The following is an 18,463-nucleotide window of genomic DNA, read 5'->3' on the forward strand; positions in this document are numbered from 1 at the left end:
CTGCTGCCATTCGTGGCCGGCGGGCACGTCGCGGCGGGCTCTTGCCGAATTCGCCCGGGTGATTCGCCGGGTCCGCACACCTGCGCGGGCCCGGTGAATCGACCGGGAACCGGCTCCGCACCGAAGCGGCGGGGCCGCCGTTTTCGTGCGCAGGGATATTTTCGACCCGAAACGGAGAAGGTGCGTCATGAGCGAGGCGATCTCTTACGAGGAAGCCTGGTCGCGGGCTGACAAGTTCGACCCTCCGGCGATTTTCGACGAGCTGCGGAAGGAGCGCCCGCTGGCGCGGATGGTCTACCCCGACGGGCACGTCGGGTGGATCGCCACCAGCCACGAGCTCGCCCGGCAGGTCCTGAGCGACCCGAAGTTCAGCCACAACCTGGAGATCGGGCACTTCCCGGTCACCAAGTACGGTGGCCCGGTACCGCAGTTCCCGGCCATGCCGGGGATGTTCATCCACATGGACCCGCCGGAGCAGACCCGGTTCCGCCGCCTGCTGACGCGTGAGTTCACCGGCCGCCGGATCAACCAGCTCGCGCCGCAGGTCGAGGCCGTGGCCGCGGAGCAGATCAAGGTCATGCGCGAGCACGGCAACTCCGCCGACCTGCTGGAGACCTTCGCCAACCCGCTGGTCCTGCGGGTGCTGTCGGACCTGATCGGCCTGCCCTACAGCGAGCGGGACCGCTACGCCGAGGCGCCGGCGGTCATGAACAACCCGTTCGGTGACGCGCAGGAGTCGATGGCGGCGTTCGCCCAGGTGGGCGCCTTCATCCACGAGACCATCGCGCGCAAGAAGGCGGAGCCCGGGGACGACATCCTGAGCCGGCTCATCGCCTCCGGGGAGCTGAGCGACGAGGAGCTGGGCAACATCACCGCCCTGCTGCTGTTCGCCGGTTACGAGACCACCGAGGGCGCGCTGACGGTCGGTGTGTTCGCGCTGCTGCACCACACCGAGCAGCTGGCCGCCCTGCGGGCCGATCCCTCGAAGATCGACGACGCGGTGGAGGAGATCCTCCGCTACATCACGGTCAACCAGTACGAGATCTTCCGGACCGCCCTGGAGGACCTCGAACTCGGCGGCCACACCGTGAAGAAGGGCGAGACGGTCACCGTCTCGCTGCCGGCTGCCAACCGGGACCCGGCGAAGTTCGGCTGCCCCGCCGATCTCGACCTCGGCCGGGACACCGCGGGCCACGTGGCCTTCGGCTACGGCGTCCACCAGTGCATCGGGCAGAACCTGGCCCGCCTGCAGCTGCGGGTCGGCCTGCGCGCCCTGCTGGAGGCCTTCCCCGACCTGCGCCTGGCGGTGCCGGCGGACGACGTCCCGCTGCGGACCCACGGGTCCGTCTTCGCTGTGAAGTCTCTGCCCGTTTCCTGGTAACTCCCTGCTCTCCGGAAGGAGTTCGCGGTAAGGTGCGCCCCGATCTGATCACCCCGCTCCCGGTCATCCTCCGGGAGAACGCGGTCCGTCTCACGGACAAGATCGCTTTCGAGGACGACCGGCACGCGGTCACCTACGGAGAGCTCGAAGCACGGACGCGGAGGCTGGCCGGTCACCTGGCCGGCCTCGGCGTCCGGCGCGGCGACCGAGTGGCCCTCTGTCTCGGCAACTCCGTCGCCATGGTGGAGGGCTACCTCGCCGTCGTGCGGGCGGGCGGGATCGGTGTACCGGTCAACCCGCGGGCCACGACGGCCGAGACCGAGTACCTGCTGAGCGACAGCGGCGCGGTCTTCGCCCTGACCGACACCGGTCATGCAGAAACGTTCCTGCGGCTACTGCCGACCCCGGCCGCCGGGCCCTGCGTCCTGGTGACCGGCCCGGCGGCGGCCCCGGCGGGCACCCTCTCCTTCGACGAACTCGCCGTCACCGAGCCCACCACCGAGGCCCCCGACGACCTCGGCCTGGACGAGGTGGCCTGGATGTTCTACACCTCGGGCACCACCGGCCGGCCCAAGGGCGTGCTGTCCACCCAGCGCAACTGCCTCTGGTCCGTCGCCTCCTGCTACGTGCCCGTGCCGGGCCTGTCCGAGCACGACCGCGTGCTGTGGCCGCTACCGCTCTTCCACAGCCTCTCGCACATCGCCTGCGTGCTCTCCGTCCCGGTGGCCGGCGCCACCGCCCGGATCATGGACGGGAGTTCCGCGGACGACATCCTGACCGCGCTCCGCGAGGACCGCTCCACCTTCCTGGCCGGCGTCCCCACCACCTACCACCACCTGGTCAGCACCGCCCGACGGACCGGCCTGTCGCTGCCCGACCTGCGGATCGGACTGGTCGGCGGCGCCGTCACCGGCTCCGAGCTGCGCCGCGCCTTCGAGGAGGGCTTCGGGGTGCCGCTGGTCGACGCCTACGGAAGCACCGAGACCTGCGGGGCGATCACCATCAACCCCCCGGACGCCGCGCGCGTCGAGGGCTCCTGCGGGCTGCCCGTGCCGGGTGTCGGGGTGCGGATCGTCGACCCGCGCACCGGCCGGGACGTCGCGGCCGGCGAGGAGGGTGAGGTCTGGGTCAGCGGACCGAACGTCATGGTCGGCTACCACAACAGCCCGGAGGCCACCGCCGCGGCGGTCCAGGACGGCTGGTTCCACACCGGCGACCTCGCCCGGCGTGACGAGGCCGGCTACTTCACCATCTGCGGCCGCCTCAAGGACCTGGTCATCCGCGGCGGCGAGAACATCCACCCCGACGAGGTCGAAGCCGTCCTGCGCACCGTCGAGGGCGTGGCCGACGCCGGAGTGGCCGGGGTGGCGCACGACACCCTCGGCGAGGTGCCCGTCGCCTGGGTCGTCCCGGGGCCGGCCGGCCTCGACACCGCCGCGCTGATCGACCGCTGCCGCGACCGGCTGTCGGCCTACAAGCTGCCGGAGCGGGTCTACGAGGTCGCCGGCATCCCCCGCACGGCCTCCGGGAAGATCGTCCGGCGCCTGCTGGCGGAGCAGCCCGCCCGGCTGCGCTACGCCGCCGACGGACACCACGACGCCGTGCTGGCACCGGTCTGGGTACCGGCGGCGACCGCGCCCCCCTCGGACGCCCCCGAGGCCGCCGGACCGGCCGCGCCCGGCTGGGCGGTGGTCGGCCCCGCCGGCGCGCTCGTCGCCGGCCTGCGGGCCGCCGGCCTGGACGCCCGGCACCACCCCGACCTCGCGGCCCTGGGCGCCGCCGTGGCGGCCGGCGAGCCGGCTCCCGGCGTGACGGTGCTCGCCCCGCCCGCCACCGGCGCCGACGGCCGGCTGCCGGCCCTCCGGCCCGTCCCGGCCGGGGCCCGGCTGATCGTCCTCACCTGCGGCGCGGTCGCCGCCACCGCCGGGGACGGCGCGCCGGACCTCGCGGGCGTGCCGCTCTGGGCCGTCGCGCGGTCGGCCCAGGCCGGCCACGACCGGCCCGAGGCCGTGACCGTCCTCGACCTCGAAGCCGGCTCGGACCTCGAAGCCGACTCGGAGCACGCCGGTGTCCTGCTCGCCGCCGTCGCCTCCGGCGAACCCCAACTCGCGGTGCGGGCCGGGGAGCTGCTGGTCCCCAGACTGGTCCGGGTCCCGCTCGCCGACCGTCCGCGCGACGCCGGTCCGGCCGGCCTCGGCGCGACCGTGGTGGTCACCGGGTCCGACACGGCGGCCGGCGCCGCACTGGTGCGCCACCTGGCCACCGCGCACCGGGTGGAGCGGCTGCTGCTGGTCGACACCCCGGTGGCGGGCGACCGCCCCGAACCGGCCGGAACCGACCTCGCCCCCGAGGTGGAGCTCACCCGGGTGAGCGCCGACGCCACCGACCCGGCCGCACTGCGGACCGTCCTGCGGACCGCGCTGGCCGGCCTCGGCCGCCCGGTGACCGCCGTCGTGCACGCCGCCGCCGACCCCGCACTGGCCCTGGCCCTGGACGAGCTCACGGCCGACACCGAGCCGGTCGCCTTCGTCGCCGTCACCGGTACGGCCGCCACGCTGGGCTCCGCCGGGGCCCCGGAGACGGCCGTCGCCGAGGCGCTGACCGAGGCGCTGGCGCACACCCGCCGGCTGCGCGGCCGCACCGGCTCGACGCTGGCCTGGAGCACCGAGCCCCCGGCGACCGGCGACCAGGCCCGGCAGCTGCGCGACGGGCTCGCCGCGTTCGACCTGCTGATCGAGAGCGGAGCCCCGGCGCTGGTGGCGCTGCGGCCCGGCCCGATCGCCCCGGACGGCCCGGTCCCGGCGGTCCGTCGCGCCCTCGCCGCGACGCCGCCCCCGGCGGCCCGACCCGACGAGGCCGTCACCGCCGCCCTGCGCGAGCGCCTGTCCGGCCTGGACGAGCGCGCGCAGCTCGCCCTGCTCGAAGAACTGGTCCGCACCCAGGCCGCCGCCGTGCTGAGCCGGCCGGGCACCGGGGCGATCCCGGCCGGCCGCGCCTTCCGCGACCTGGGCCTCACCTCGCTCGCCGTCGTCGAGCTGCGCAACCGGCTGACCGAGAGCACCGGGCTGCGCCTGCCCGCCACCGTCAGCTTCGACCACCCGACGCCGGAGGCGCTGGCGGCCCACCTGCGGGCCCGCACCCTCGGCCTCCGGGAGGCCCCGGAGACGGCCGGCCGCGCGGTGCCCGCCGACCCGGACGAGCTGATCGCCGTCGTCGGCATGGCGTGCCGGCTGCCCGGCGGCGTCACCGGCCCGGAGGACCTGTGGCGGCTGGTCAGCGAGGGCCGGGAGGCCCTGTCCGGGTTCCCGTCCGATCGCGGCTGGGACTTGGACGGCCTGTTCTCCGGGGGGCCGGAGCGGGCCGGCACCTCCACCACCGACCGGGGCGGCTTCCTGCACGACGCAGGGCTGTTCGACGCGGGCTTCTTCGGGATCTCGCCGCGTGAGGCACTGGCGATGGACCCGCAGCAGCGGCTGCTGCTGGAGGCCTCCTGGGAGGCCATGGAGCGGGCCGGTATCGACCCGGCCGGGCTGAAGGGCGCGGACGTCGGGGTGTTCTCCGGCGTGATGGGCCAGAGCTACGGCGCGGGTGGTGCGGCGCCGGCGGAGCTGGAGGGCTTCGTCGCCACGGGTACGGCGTCGAGTGTGGCGTCGGGCCGGGTGTCGTACGTGTTCGGGTTCGAGGGCCCGGCGGTGACGGTCGACACGGCCTGCTCGTCCTCGCTGGTGGCGATGCACCTGGCGGCGCAGGCCCTGCGGCGCGGGGAGTGCTCGCTGGCGCTGGCCGGCGGTGCGACGGTCATGGCGACGCCGGACACCTTCGTGGAGTTCTCGCGGCAGCGGGCGCTGGCGGCCGACGGCCGGTGCAAGTCCTACGCGGACGCGGCGGACGGCACCGGCTGGGCCGAGGGCGCGGGCGTGGTGGTCCTGGAGCGGCTCTCCGAGGCGCGGCGCAACGGGCACCACGTGCTGGCCGTGCTGCGCGGGTCGGCGGTGAACCAGGACGGCGCCTCCAACGGCCTGACCGCGCCCAACGGGCTCTCCCAGCAGCGGGTGATCCGCAAGGCGCTGGCGAACGCGGGGCTGACCACGGCGGATGTGGACGTGGTGGAGGGGCACGGCACCGGGACGGTGCTGGGGGACCCGATCGAGGCGCAGGCGCTGCTGGCCACCTACGGTCAGGACCGGCCCGCCGAGCGGCCGCTGCGGCTCGGATCGCTGAAGTCGAACATCGGCCACACCCAGGCCGCCGCCGGCGTCTCGGGCGTGATCAAGATGGTGCAGGCGCTGCGCCACGGCGTCATGCCGCCCACGCTGCACGTGGACGCGCCCTCCTCGCAGGTGGACTGGTCGGCCGGTGCGGTGGAGCTGCTGACCGAGGCGCGGGAGTGGCCGGAGACCGGCCGCCCCCGCCGGGCCGCCGTCTCCTCCTTCGGCGTCAGCGGCACCAACGCGCACCTGATCCTGGAGCAGGCGCCCGAGGAGGAGCCGGTCGCGGTCGAGGCCGCGCCTGCGGGCGTGGTGCCGCTGGTCGTGTCGGCGAAGAGCGCCGCCTCGCTGGCGGGCCAGGCCGGGCGGCTGACGGCCCTCGTGGAGGCGGGCGACACGGCGGCGCTGGCCGGCGCGCTGGTCTCGCGGCGGGCGCTGCTGGACGAGCGTGCGGTGGTGGTGGCGGGTTCGTCGGAGGAGGCGTTGGCGGGGCTGGCCGCGCTGGCGCGGGGCGAGTCGGCTCCGGGGCTGGTGACGGGCAGCGTGTCGAGCACTGGCCGGACGGTGCTGGTGTTCCCGGGGCAGGGTTCGCAGTGGGTCGGCATGGGTCGTGAACTGCTGGACTCCTCGCCGGTGTTCGCGGAGCGCATCGCGGAGTGCGCCCGGGCCCTGAGCCCGTGGGTGGACTGGTCGCTGGAGGAGGTGCTGCGGGGGGAGGCTCCGGCGGAGCTGCTGGACCGGGTGGACGTGTTGCAGCCGGCGAGCTTCGCGGTGATGGTCGGTCTGGCTGCCGTCTGGGCGTCGGTGGGTGTGGTGCCGGACGCGGTGGTCGGTCACTCCCAGGGTGAGATCGCGGCGGCCTGCGTGTCGGGTGCGCTCTCCCTGGAGGACGCGGCGCGGATCGTGGCGGTGCGCAGCCAGGTGATCGCCGGGCAGCTGGCCGGGCGCGGCGGGATGGCCTCGGTGGCGCTCTCCGAGGCGGAGGCGCTGGCCAGGCTGGAGCGTTGGGCGGACCGCGTCGAGGTGGCGGCCGTCAACGGCCCGTCCTCCGTGGTCGTGGCCGGTGACGCCGAAGCACTGACCGAGGCCCTGGACGCGCTGGCGGCGGACGAGGTCCGGGTGCGCCGGGTGGCGGTGGACTACGCCTCCCACACCCGGCACGTCGAGGCGATCGAGGAGACCCTGGCGGAGGCCTTCGCGGACATCCGCAGCCAGGCCCCGCGGATTCCGTTCTACTCGACGGTCGTCAGCGGGTGGGTGCGCGAGGCCGGCGTGCTGGACGGCGGCTACTGGTACCGCAACCTGCGCGGCCAGGTGCGCTTCGGCCCGGCCATTGCCGCGCTGCTGGGCGAGGGCCACACGGTGTTCGTGGAGGCCAGCGCCCACCCGGTGCTGGTCCAGCCGATCAACGAGATCGTCGACGAGGCCCAGGCCGAGGCCCTGGTCGCAGGCTCGCTGCGGCGCGAGGAGGGCGGGCCGCGCCGGCTGCTGACCTCGATGGCCGAACTCTTCGTCCGCGGCGTCACCGTGGACTGGACCGGTGTCCTGCCCGCCGATGCCGCCACGGCCCGGGTCGACCTGCCGACCTACGCCTTCGACCACCGGCACTACTGGCTCCAGGCCGCCCCGGCCACCGACGCGGCCTCGCTCGGCCAGGCCACCGCCGACCACCCGCTGATCGGCGCGATCGTCGGTGTGCCCGGCTCGGGCGGCTTCATGACCACCTCGCGGTGGTCGCTCGGCGCACACTCCTGGCTGGCCGAGCACGTGGTGGGCGACGCCGTCCTGGTGCCGAACGCGGCCCTGGTCGAGCTGGCCGTCCGGTTCGGCGACGAGGTCGCCACCCCGACCGTCGCGGAACTGACCGTCGAGCGGCCCGTGGTGCTCCCGCTGCGCGGTGGCCGGTCCGTCCAGATGATCGTCGGGGAGGCCGACGACGCGCGGCGGCGCACCGTCGAGGTGTACTCCCGCGCGGACGACGCGCCGCTGGACGCGGAGTGGACGCGCCACGCCCACGGCACGCTGTCGCCCGCTCCGGCCGACGCGCAGGCCACCCCGTCCGCCGGCGGCCCCGCGACCGAGGTCTCCCTGGACGACGCGGCCGGCCCCGCCGACCGCTACGGCCTGCACCCGGCGCTGCTGGACGCGGCCGTCCGCACGATCCTTCCGGAGGGCACGCTCGCGGCCGAGTGGCGCGGGGTGACCCTGCTGGCCTCGGGCGCCTCCGAGGTGCAGGTCCGCACCTCCGGGACGCCGGAGGACGGGGCCCGCCTGGAGCTGGGCGATCCGGCCGGCGGACCGGTGCTGATCGCCGAAGCGGTACTCGCCCGCCCCTTCTCGCCCGAACAGGACGGCATCGCCCGGGAGTCGACCCAGGACGCGCTGTTCCGCCTGGAGTGGTCCGAGCTGCCCCTGCCCGCCGTGGACCGGGCCGCCGTTACCACCACGGCCACGGTCACGACCGCCGGGGACATCGAGGCCCTGGCCGCGTCGGACGGCCCGGCCCCGGACGTCCTGCGGTACGCGGTGGAGCACCCGGCCGGCGACCCCCGGGCCGCCGTGGCCGCCGCGCTGGCAGCCCTCCAGGCCTGGCTGTCCGTACCCGCCCTGGCGCAGTCCCGGCTGGTCGTGGCCGTCGCCGGGGACGGGGCCGACCTCGCCACCGCCGCCGTGTCCGGCCTGCTGCGCTCGGCGCAGTCCGAGCACCCGGACCGCATCGTGCTGGTCGAACTCGACGACACCGCACAGGCGTTGCTGCCGGCCGTGCTGGCCGCCGGTGAACCGCGGGTCCGGGTGCGGGCCGGTGTGGCCGAGGTGCCCCGCCTGGTGCGCGCCACCGCCCCGGAGCGCTCCGCCGAGGCGGCCGACCGCACCGAGGCGCCCGGCCGGGCCCGGGAGCTCGACCCCGCCGGTACCGTCCTGGTCACCGGCGGGACGGGGACGCTCGGCGCCCTCGTCGCCCGGCAGCTCGTCACCGCGCACGCCGTCCGGCACCTGCTGCTGGTCAGCCGCCGCGGCCCCGCCGCCGAGGGCGCGCAGGCGCTGCGCGAGGAGCTCACCGCGCTGGGCGCCACCGTCACCGTCGCCGCCTGCGACACGGCCGACCGCGCCCAGGTCGAGGCCCTCCTCGCGGCGGTGCCGGCCGAACACCCGCTGACCGCCGTCGTCCACACCGCCGGCGTCCTGGACGACGGCGTGGTCACGGCGCTCACCCCGGAACGGGTCGACACCGTGCTGCGGCCGAAGCTGGACGCCGCCCTGCACCTGCACGAGCTGACCCGGGAGCTGGACCTCGCCGCCTTCGTGCTGTTCTCCTCCGCCGCCGGCGTCCTGGGCAACCCCGGGCAGGGCAACTACGCGGCGGCCAACGCCTGCCTGGACGCGCTGGCCCAGCACCGCCGCCAGCTCGGCCTGCCCGCCGTCTCGCTGGCCTGGGGCTACTGGAGCCAGGCCAGCGGCATGACCCGCCACCTCGGCTCCGCCGACCTGCACCGCACCCGGCGACTGGGCATGGTCGGGCTGTCCGACGCCGAGGGGATGGCGCTGCTGGACGCCGCGCTGCGCGCCGACGCCGGGACGCCCGCGGCCCTGGTGGCCGCGAGGTTCGACCTGCCCGCCCTGCGCACGGCGGCCCGCAGCGGCCCCGTCGCACCGCTGCTGCGCGGCCTGGCACCCGCCGGGCGCCGGACCGCCCGGGCCGCCACCGGCGCGGACACCGCCTCCCTGCGCGAGCGCCTCGCCCGTCTGGGCCCGGACGAGCAGACGGAGGAGCTGGTGGCCCTGGTGCGCCGGCACGCCGCCCAGGTGCTCGGCCACGCCGCCCCCGACGCCGTCCGGGCCGACCGCGCCTTCAAGGAGGCCGGCTTCGACTCGCTGACCGCCGTGGAGCTGCGGAACCGGCTGGCCGCCGCGAGCGGTCTCACGCTCTCCTCGACCATCGTCTTCGACTACCCGAAGCCGGTGGCCCTCGCCGAGCACCTGCGCGCCAGGCTCCTCGGCACCACCGCCCCGGAGGGCGCGGCCGCCGCCCCGCACTCCGCGCCCGCCGACCCCGACGAGCCGATCGCGATCGTGGCGATGTCCTGCCGCCTCCCGGGCGGGGTGCACAGCCCCGAGGACCTCTGGCGGCTGGTCGCCGACGGCGTCGACGCCGTCACCGAGTTCCCCGAGGACCGCGGCTGGGACATCGAGCGGCACTACGACGCCGACCCGGACAGCGCGGGCAAGACCTACGTCCGCCACGCCGCCTTCCTCGACGACGCCGCCGGGTTCGACGCCGCCTTCTTCGGCATCTCCCCGAACGAGGCGCTGGCGATGGACCCGCAGCAGCGGCTGCTGCTGGAGACCTCCTGGGAGGCCTTCGAACGCGCCGCGATCGACCCCACCGGGCTGAGCGGGCAGGACATCGGCGTCTTCGTCGGCGTCAACAGCCACGACTACACCGTCCGGATGCACCAGGCGGCCGGGGTCGAGGGCTTCCGCCTCACCGGCGGCTCCGGCAGCGTCCTCTCGGGCCGCGTCGCCTACCAGTTCGGCTTCGAGGGACCGGCCGTCACCGTCGACACCGCCTGCTCCTCCTCGCTGGTCGCCCTGCACCTGGCCGCCCAGGCGCTGCGCCGCGGCGAGTGCACCATGGCGCTGGCCGGCGGCGTGATGGTGATGGGCAACCTGGAGACCTTCGTCGAGTTCTCCCGGCAGCGCGGGCTGGCCCCGGACGGCCGCTGCAAGGCCTTCGCGGACGGCGCGGACGGCACCGGCTGGGCCGAGGGCGTGGGCGTGCTGCTCGTCGAGCGGCTCTCCGAGGCGCGCCGGCGCGGGCACCAGGTCCTGGCGGTGATCAGCGGCAGCGCGGTGAACCAGGACGGCGCGTCGAACGGCCTGACCGCGCCGAACGGCTTGTCGCAGCAGCGGGTGATCCGCAAGGCGCTGGCGAACGCCGGCCTGTCGCCGGTCGAGGTGGACGCGGTGGAGGCGCACGGCACGGGCACCGTGCTGGGCGACCCGATCGAGGCGCAGGCGCTGCTGGCCACCTACGGTCAGGACCGGCCCGCCGACCGGCCGCTCTGGCTCGGCTCGGTCAAGTCGAACATCGGCCACACCCAGGCCGCGGCCGGGGTGGCCGGTGTGATCAAGATGGTGATGGCCATCCGGAACGGCGTCCTGCCCCGGACCCTGCACGTGGACCGGCCCTCGACCCATGTGGACTGGTCGGTGGGCGCCGTCGAGCTGCTGACCGAGGCCCGGGCGTGGCCGGAGACCGGCCGCCCGCGCCGCGCGGGGGTGTCCTCCTTCGGCATCGGCGGCACCAACGCGCACGTCCTGGTCCAGGAGGCGCCCGCCGAGGCCGTGGTCGCGGCGGAGCCCGCGCGGCCGGACGAGGCCGACGCCGTCACGGCGCTGCCCGTGCCGGTGCCGGTGCCCGTGTCGGCCAGGACGGCGGCCGCCCTGCGCGGCCAGGCCGGGCGGCTCGCCCGCTTCGTCGACGACCGCGCCGACCTCCCGCTCGCCGGGACGGCCCGCGCGCTCGCCACCGCCCGGGCCCGGCTCGACCACCGCGCCGTGGTGCTGGCGGGCGACCGCCGGCAGCTGTCCGACGCCCTGCGCGCCCTCGAACACGGCGTGCCCGGCGCCGGGACGGTCGTCGGCAACGCCGCCGACGCCGACGGCAAGCTCGCCTTCCTCTTCACCGGGCAGGGCAGCCAGTGGGCCGGCATGGGCCGCCGGCTCGCCGAGGCGTTCCCCGTCTTCCGGGACGCCTTCGCCGCTGCCTGCGCCGCCGTCGAGCGGCACCTGGACGGCCACCTGGCGCGACCGCTGCACGAGGTCGTCTTCGCCGACCCCGGTACGGCGGACGGCGCGCTGCTCGACGAGACGATGTACACCCAGGCCGGTCTCTTCGCCCTGGAGACGGCGCTGTTCCGGCTCTTCACCTCGTGGGGCGTGCGGCCGGACCTCCTGGCCGGCCACTCGATCGGTGAGATCACCGCCGCCCACGCCGCCGGCATCCTGGACCTCGCCTCGGCGGGTGAACTGGTCGCCGCCCGCGGGCGGTTGATGCAGGCGCTGCCCGCCGGCGGCGCGATGGTCGCCGTCCAGGCCACCGAGGCCGACGTCGCGCCGCTGCTGGCCGGCGCGGCGGGCGTGGTCGGCATCGCGGCGGTCAACGGCCCCGACGCGCTGGTGCTCTCCGGCGCCGAGGACGCGGTGCTCGCCGTCGCCGCCGAGCTGGCCCGCGACGGCCACAAGACCCGGCGGCTCGCCGTCAGTCACGCCTTCCACTCGCCCCTGATGGCGCCCATGCTGGCGGAGTTCGAGGCCGTCGCGGCCCGGCTGCGGTACCGGCCGGGCACCGTCCCCGTCGTCTCCACCCTCACCGGTGAGCTCGCCGAGGACGGCCACTTCGGCACCCCCGCGTACTGGGTCGACCAGGTGCGCGGCGCCGTCCGGTTCGGCGACGCGGTCGGGTCGCTGCGCGACCAGGGCGCGGTGACCTACCTCGAACTGGGGCCGGGCGGGGTGCTGACCGCCATGGCGCTCGGCACGCTCGGCGCGCAGGCGCGGGGCTGCCTCGCCACCCTGCGCACCGACACCCCCGAGGACACCGCCGTCCTCACCGCGCTCGCCGAACTGCACGTGCGCGGCGTGGACGTGGACTGGCCCGCCGTCCTGCCCGTCGCCCTGCCCGCCGTCCCCGGCCGGCCGGACGCAGAGCTCGGAGCGGCCGCGGCGGTCGGGGCCGAACTGCCCACCTACGCCTTCCAGCACGAGCGCTACTGGGTCGAGAGCGGCGCCGCCGTGGACGCCGAGGCGCTCGGCGCCCGCAGCACCGGCCACCCGCTGCTCGGCACGGTCGTCGAGGTCCCCGGGGACGGCGGCAGCGGTGTCGTGCTCACCGGGCGGCTCACCCGGCGCAGCCGCGGTCTGCTGGTCGACCCGGCCGGCGCCGGCGACACCGCCGTGCCGACGGCCGTCCTGCTGGACCTGCTCGTCCGGGCCGGCAGCGAGGCCGCCAGCGGAGCCGTCCGGCAGATCACCGTCGAGACGCCGCTGACCCTGCCCGCGCAGGGGCACCTCCAGGTGCGGGTGGCGGTGGAGGCCCCGGGCCGGGACGGCCTGCGCCGCGCCGGTGTGCACTCCCGGCCGGCCGGCCGGGAGGAGGACCGGTGGACCTGCCACGCCCGCGCCCTGCTGGCGCCCGGCCTGCCGCAGCCCGCCTTCGACCTGCGCGGCTGGCCGTCCGCCGACGACGCCGAGGACACCGCCGGGCCCGCCGCCAAGGTGGCCGGCGTCCGCCGGCTCTGGCAGCGGGACGGCCGGCTCCTCGCCGACATCGAGCTGCCCGCCGAACGGGCCGACGAGGCCGCGGCGTTCACGCTCCACCCGGCGCTCATCGACACCGCGCTGAAGGTGCTGGCCGCCCACGCCGGCGGTGACGCCGCCGGCGACCGCGAGCCGACCGCCTGCGCCGACCTCGCGGTCTACGCGGAGGGCGCCGCCGCGCTGCGGCTGCGGATCACCCCGGCCGGCGGTGGGGGCCACCTGGTGGAGCTGGCCGACGCGGCGGGCGAACCGGTCGCCGCCTTCGGGCCGTTGACGCTGGGGGGCGCCGCCGCTCCCGCCGAGGTGACCGGGTCCGACCCGGCCCCGGCCGGCGCCCCGCTGGCCCGGCGCGTGGTGCGGCGCGGTACGGCGGCAGGCGGCTCGATGGCCGACCGCCTCGCCGACCTCGCCACCGCGGAACAGCACCGCCTGCTGATGGACCTGGTGCGGGAGAGCGCCGCCGTCGTCCTCGGCCACCAGGGCGCCGAGTCCTTCGACGGCGACCAGCCCTTCCGCGAGCTCGGCTTCGACTCCCTCAGCGCCGTCAAGCTCCGCAACCGGCTGCACGACTTCACCGGCCTGTCGCTGCCCACCAGTCTGGTCTTCGACTACCCGACCCCGTCGGTGCTGGCCGGCCACCTGCGCGCCGAACTGCTCGGCGAGCGGGCGACGGGCGCCCCGGCGCCCACCGCGGCCGCGACGGACCCGGACGAGCCGATCGCCATCATCGCCATGAGCACCCGGCTGCCGGGCGGGGTGACCACCCCCGAGGAGCTCTGGACGCTGGTCGCGGAGGGGCGCGACGGGCTCTCCGCCTTCCCCGGCGACCGGGACTGGGACGTCGACAAGCTGTACCACCCGGACCCGGCGCACCCCGGCACCAGCTACACGCGGGTCGGCGGATTCCTGCACGACGCGGCCCAGTTCGACGCCGGACTCTTCGGCATCTCGCCGCGTGAGGCGCTGGCGATGGACCCGCAGCAGCGGTTGCTGCTGGAGACGTCCTGGGAGGCGCTGGAGCGGGCCGGCATCGACCCGCTCTCCACCCGGGGCCGCGACATCGGCGTCTTCACCGGCATCGTCCACCACGACTACGTGACGCGGCTGCGGCAGGTGCCCGACGACGTGCAGGGCTACGTCATGACCGGTACGTCGTCCAGCGTGGCCTCGGGCCGGGTGTCCTACGTGTTCGGGTTCGAGGGCCCGGCGGTCACCGTGGACACGGCGTGCTCGTCCTCGCTGGTGGCGATGCACCTGGCGGCGCAGGCCCTGCGGCGCGGGGAGTGCTCGATGGCCCTGGCCGGCGGGGCGACCGTGATGTCCAGCCCGGACGCCTTCCTGGAGTTCTCGCGGCAGCGCGGCCTCTCCGCCGACGGCCGCTGCAAGGCCTACTCCGCGACGGCCGACGGCACCGGTTGGGCGGAGGGCGTGGGCGTGGTGGTGCTGGAGCGGCTCTCCGAGGCGCGGCGCAACGGTCACCACGTGCTGGCCGTGCTGCGCGGCAGCGCGGTGAACCAGGACGGCGCGTCCAACGGCCTGACCGCGCCGAACGGCCCCTCGCAGCAGCGGGTGATCCGCCGGGCGCTGGCGAACGCGGGCCTGACCGCGGCCGAGGTGGACGTCGTCGAGGGCCACGGCACCGGCACCTCGCTGGGTGACCCGATCGAGGTCCAGGCGCTGCTGGCCACCTACGGCCAGGACCGGCCCGCGGACCGGCCGCTGCGGCTCGGCTCGCTGAAGTCCAACATCGGCCACACCCAGGCGGCGGCGGGTGTCTCCGGTGTGATCAAGATGGTGGAGGCGATGCGGCACGGCGTGATGCCCGCGACGCTCCACGTGACCGAGCCGACGCCGCAGGTGGACTGGGCGGCGGGGGCGGTGGAGCTGCTGACCGAGGCCCGGGAGTGGCCGCGCAACGGCCACCCGCGCCGCGCCGCGGTCTCCTCCTTCGGCGCTAGCGGCACCAATGCCCACGTGATCCTGGAGGAGGGGCCCGAGGAGGAGCCGGTCGTTCCCGAGGCCGCGCCCGACGGCGTGGTGCCACTGGTGGTGTCGGCCAAGAGTGCCGCCTCGCTGACCGGCCAGGCCGGCCGGCTGGTCTCCTTCGTCGAGGCGTCGGAGGCGGCGCCCCTCGCCGCCGTGGCGGGGGCGCTGGTCTCGCGGCGGGCGGTGCTCGCCGAGCGTGCGGTGGTGGTGGCCGGTTCGCGGTCCGAGGCGTTGGCGGGGCTGGGTGCGCTGGCGCGGGGCGAGTCGGCTCCGGGGCTGGTGACGGGCAGCGTGTCGAGCCCGGGCCGGACGGTGCTCGTCTTCCCGGGGCAGGGTTCGCAGTGGGTCGGCATGGGTCGTGAACTGCTGGACACCTCGCCGGTGTTCGCCGAGCGGGTGGCGGCGTGTGCGGCCGCGCTGGACCCGTGGGTGGACTGGTCGCTGGAGGAGGTGCTGCGGGGGGAGGCCCCGGCCGAGCTGCTGGACCGGGTGGACGTGCTCCAGCCGGCGAGCTTCGCCATGATGGTCGGTCTGGCCGCGGTCTGGGCCTCGGCGGGTCTGGTTCCGGACGCCGTACTGGGTCACTCCCAGGGTGAGATCGCGGCGGCCTGCGTGTCGGGTGCGCTCTCCCTGGAGGACGCGGCGCGGATCGTGGCGGTGCGCAGCCAGGTGATCGCCGGCAGCCTCGCGGGGCGTGGCGGGATGGCCTCGGTGGCGCTCTCCGAGGCGGAGGCGCTGGCCAGGTTGGAGCGTTGGGCGGACCGGGTGGAGGTGGCGGCCGTCAACAGCCCCACCTCGGTCGTCGTCGCCGGTGACGCCGAGGCCCTTGACGAAGCCCTGGACGTCCTCGCGGCCGACGGCGTACGAGTACGCCGGGTCGCGGTGGACTACGCCTCCCACACCCGACATGTCGAGGCGATCGAAGGCACACTGGCCGAGGCCTTCGCGGACATCCGCAGCCAGGCCCCGCTGCTGCCCTTCTACTCCACCGTGACGAGCGAGTGGGTCGACGAGGCCGGCGTGCTCGACGGCGGCTACTGGTACCGCAACCTGCGCGGCCAGGTCCGCTTCGGCCCCGCCGTCGCCGAACTCCTCGGCCAGGGCCACACCGTCTTCGTCGAGTCCAGCGCCCACCCCGTCCTCGTCCAGCCGATCAACGAGATCTTCGACACCGCCGCGGACGACAGCGTCCGGCTGCGCTCCGTCGTCGGCGGCACGCTGCGCCGGGACGAGGGCGGCCTGCGCCGACTGCTGGCCTCGACGGCCGAACTCTTCGTCCGGGGCGTCGCCGTGGACTGGACCGGCGTGCTGCCCGACGGCGCCGGCACCACCCCCGTCGAGCTGCCGACCTACGCCTTCGACCGCCGGCACTTCTGGCTGCAGGAGGGCGAGACGCCCGACGACCTCGCCTCGGCGGCCGAAGGCGCGGACTCCGACTTCTGGGCCGCCGTCGAGCAGACGGACGCCGACTCGCTCGCCCACCTGCTCGACCTGGCCTCGGCCGACCAGCGCGACGCGCTGCGCACGGTCGTCCCGGTCCTCGCGGACTGGCGCGGCCGTCGGCGCCGCCGGTCGAGCGCCGAGAAGCTGCGCTACAACGTCACCTGGCGGCCGCTCGAACGCGAGGCCGCCGGTGTGCCGGGCGGACGCTGGCTGGTTGTCGTTCCGGCTGAGGCACCCGTCGACGACCTGACGGCGGCGCTGGCCGGGCAGGGGCTCGACCTCGTCACACTGGAGGTCGAGGCCGCCGGAGCCACGCGCGCCCGCCTGGCGGAGCGCCTGACCACCCTGCTGGCCGAGCACGACGTGACCGGCGTGCTCTCCCTGCTCGCGCTCGACCCCGGGACCGCCGCGCCGGACGTGAGCGCCACGGTGGCGACCCTCGCGCTGATCCAGGCCCTCGGCGACGCCGGGGCCGGCCGGCCGCTCTGGTGCCTCACCCGGGGCGCGGTCAACATCGGTATCCAGGACACCCTCACCGCACCGGCCCAGGCCGCGCTGTGGGGCCTGGGCCGGGCCGCGGCCCTGGAGTTCCCCGACCGGTGGGGCGGTCTGATCGACCTGCCCGCGGCGAACGACGCCCGGACGGCGCAGTACCTGCTCGGTGCGCTGAACGGCGCCGCCGGGGACGACCAGCTCGCCGTCCGCCGCTCGGGCGTCTACAGCCGCCGACTGGTCCGCAAGCCCGCGCCGGAGCCCGCCGCCGGCGGCGGCTGGCAGCCGAGCGGCACCGTGCTGGTGACCGGCGGCGCCGAGGGGCTCGGCCGGCACGCCGCGCTCTGGCTGGCGCGCTCCGGCGCCCGTCGGCTGATCGTCACCACCGGCCCCCGGACCCCCGAGGAGGCACTGGCCGGGCTGCGGGAGGAACTCGCCGCGCTGGGCACGGACACCGCCGTGCTGTCCTGCGCCGACGCCGACCGGGAGGAACTCGCCCGGCTGGTCGCCGAGACGCCCGCGGAGCAGCCGCTCACCGCCGTGCTGCACGCGGCCGACCTGCCCTGGACGGGCTCCGTCACCGACACCGGCGCGGCGGACCTCGCCGAGGTGTTCGCCGCCAAGGTGGACACGGCGTTCTGGCTCGACGAGCTGTTCGCCGACACCCCGCTCGACGCGTTCGTCGTCTTCTCCTCGATCGCCAGCGTCTGGGGCGGCGGCGGGCAGGGCGTCTCCGGCGCGGCCAACACCGTGCTCGACGCCCTGGTCGAGTGGCGCCGAGGGCGCGGCCTGCGGGCCACGTCGATCGCCTGGGGCGCCCTCGACCAGGTCGGCGCGGGCATGGACGAGGCGACCCTCACCCAGCTGCGCCGCCGGGGTGTCCTGCCGATGGCCCCGCAGGTCGCGATGACCGCCTTCGAGCAGGCGGTGGAGGCCCAGGAGAAGTTCGTCACGGTGGCCGACATGGACTGGGACGCCTTCATCCCGGCGTTCACCTCCGTCCGGGTCAGCCCCCTGTTCGCCGACCTCCCCGAGGCCGACGCCGCCCTGCGGGCCTCCCAGCCGGACGCCGGGAACAGCGACACCACGTCCTCGCTGGTGGACTCGCTGCGGGCGGTGGCGGAGGCCGAGCAGGGCCGGATCCTGCTGAAGCTCGTCTGCGGCCACGCGGCGACCGTCCTGGGCCACAGCAGCGCCGAGAGCATCGGCCCGCTGCAGGCCTTCCAGGAGGTCGGCTTCGACTCGCTGGCCGCCGTCAACCTCCGCAACAGCCTGCACGTGGCCACCGGGCTGCGGCTGCCGGCGACCCTGATCTTCGACTACCCCACCCCGGACGCCCTCGTCGGCTACCTGCGCTCCGAGCTCCTGCGGGACGCCGGCGACGACCTCGACGGGCGGGAGGACGACCTGCGGCGCGCGCTCGCGGACGTCCCGTTCGCCCGCTTCAAGGAGGCGGGCCTCCTGGACACCCTGCTCGCCCTCGTCGAGACCGAGGACGCCGCGCCCGACGCGGCGGCGGCCCAACCGGCCGCGGCCGACGACGACCTGATCGACGCCATGGACGTTGCCGACCTCGTGCAGCGCGCCCTGGGCAAGACGAACTGACCCGGACGATCCGGATGGCCCTGATGAC

2 protein-coding genes are annotated in these 18,463 nt (G+C 76.0%); both read left to right on the forward strand.

Annotated features, from left to right (window positions below):
- The first annotated feature begins 187 nt into the window (after positions 1–187).
- The gene (locus ACFVYI_RS09765) at positions 188–1,381 is read left to right on the forward strand and encodes a cytochrome P450 (protein WP_387882815.1); all 1,194 of its coding nucleotides are present in this window, start codon (positions 188–190) and stop codon (positions 1,379–1,381) included.
- A gap of 32 nt (positions 1,382–1,413) precedes the next feature.
- The gene (locus ACFVYI_RS09770; protein ID WP_387882817.1) at positions 1,414–18,435 is read left to right on the forward strand and encodes a type I polyketide synthase; all 17,022 of its coding nucleotides are present in this window, start codon (positions 1,414–1,416) and stop codon (positions 18,433–18,435) included.
- The last annotated feature ends 28 nt before the right edge of the window (positions 18,436–18,463 follow it).

Origin of the sequence: Kitasatospora sp. NPDC058218 (assembly GCF_042882445.1) — a bacterium.
In the GTDB taxonomy this organism is placed as follows: domain Bacteria; phylum Actinomycetota; class Actinomycetes; order Streptomycetales; family Streptomycetaceae; genus Kitasatospora.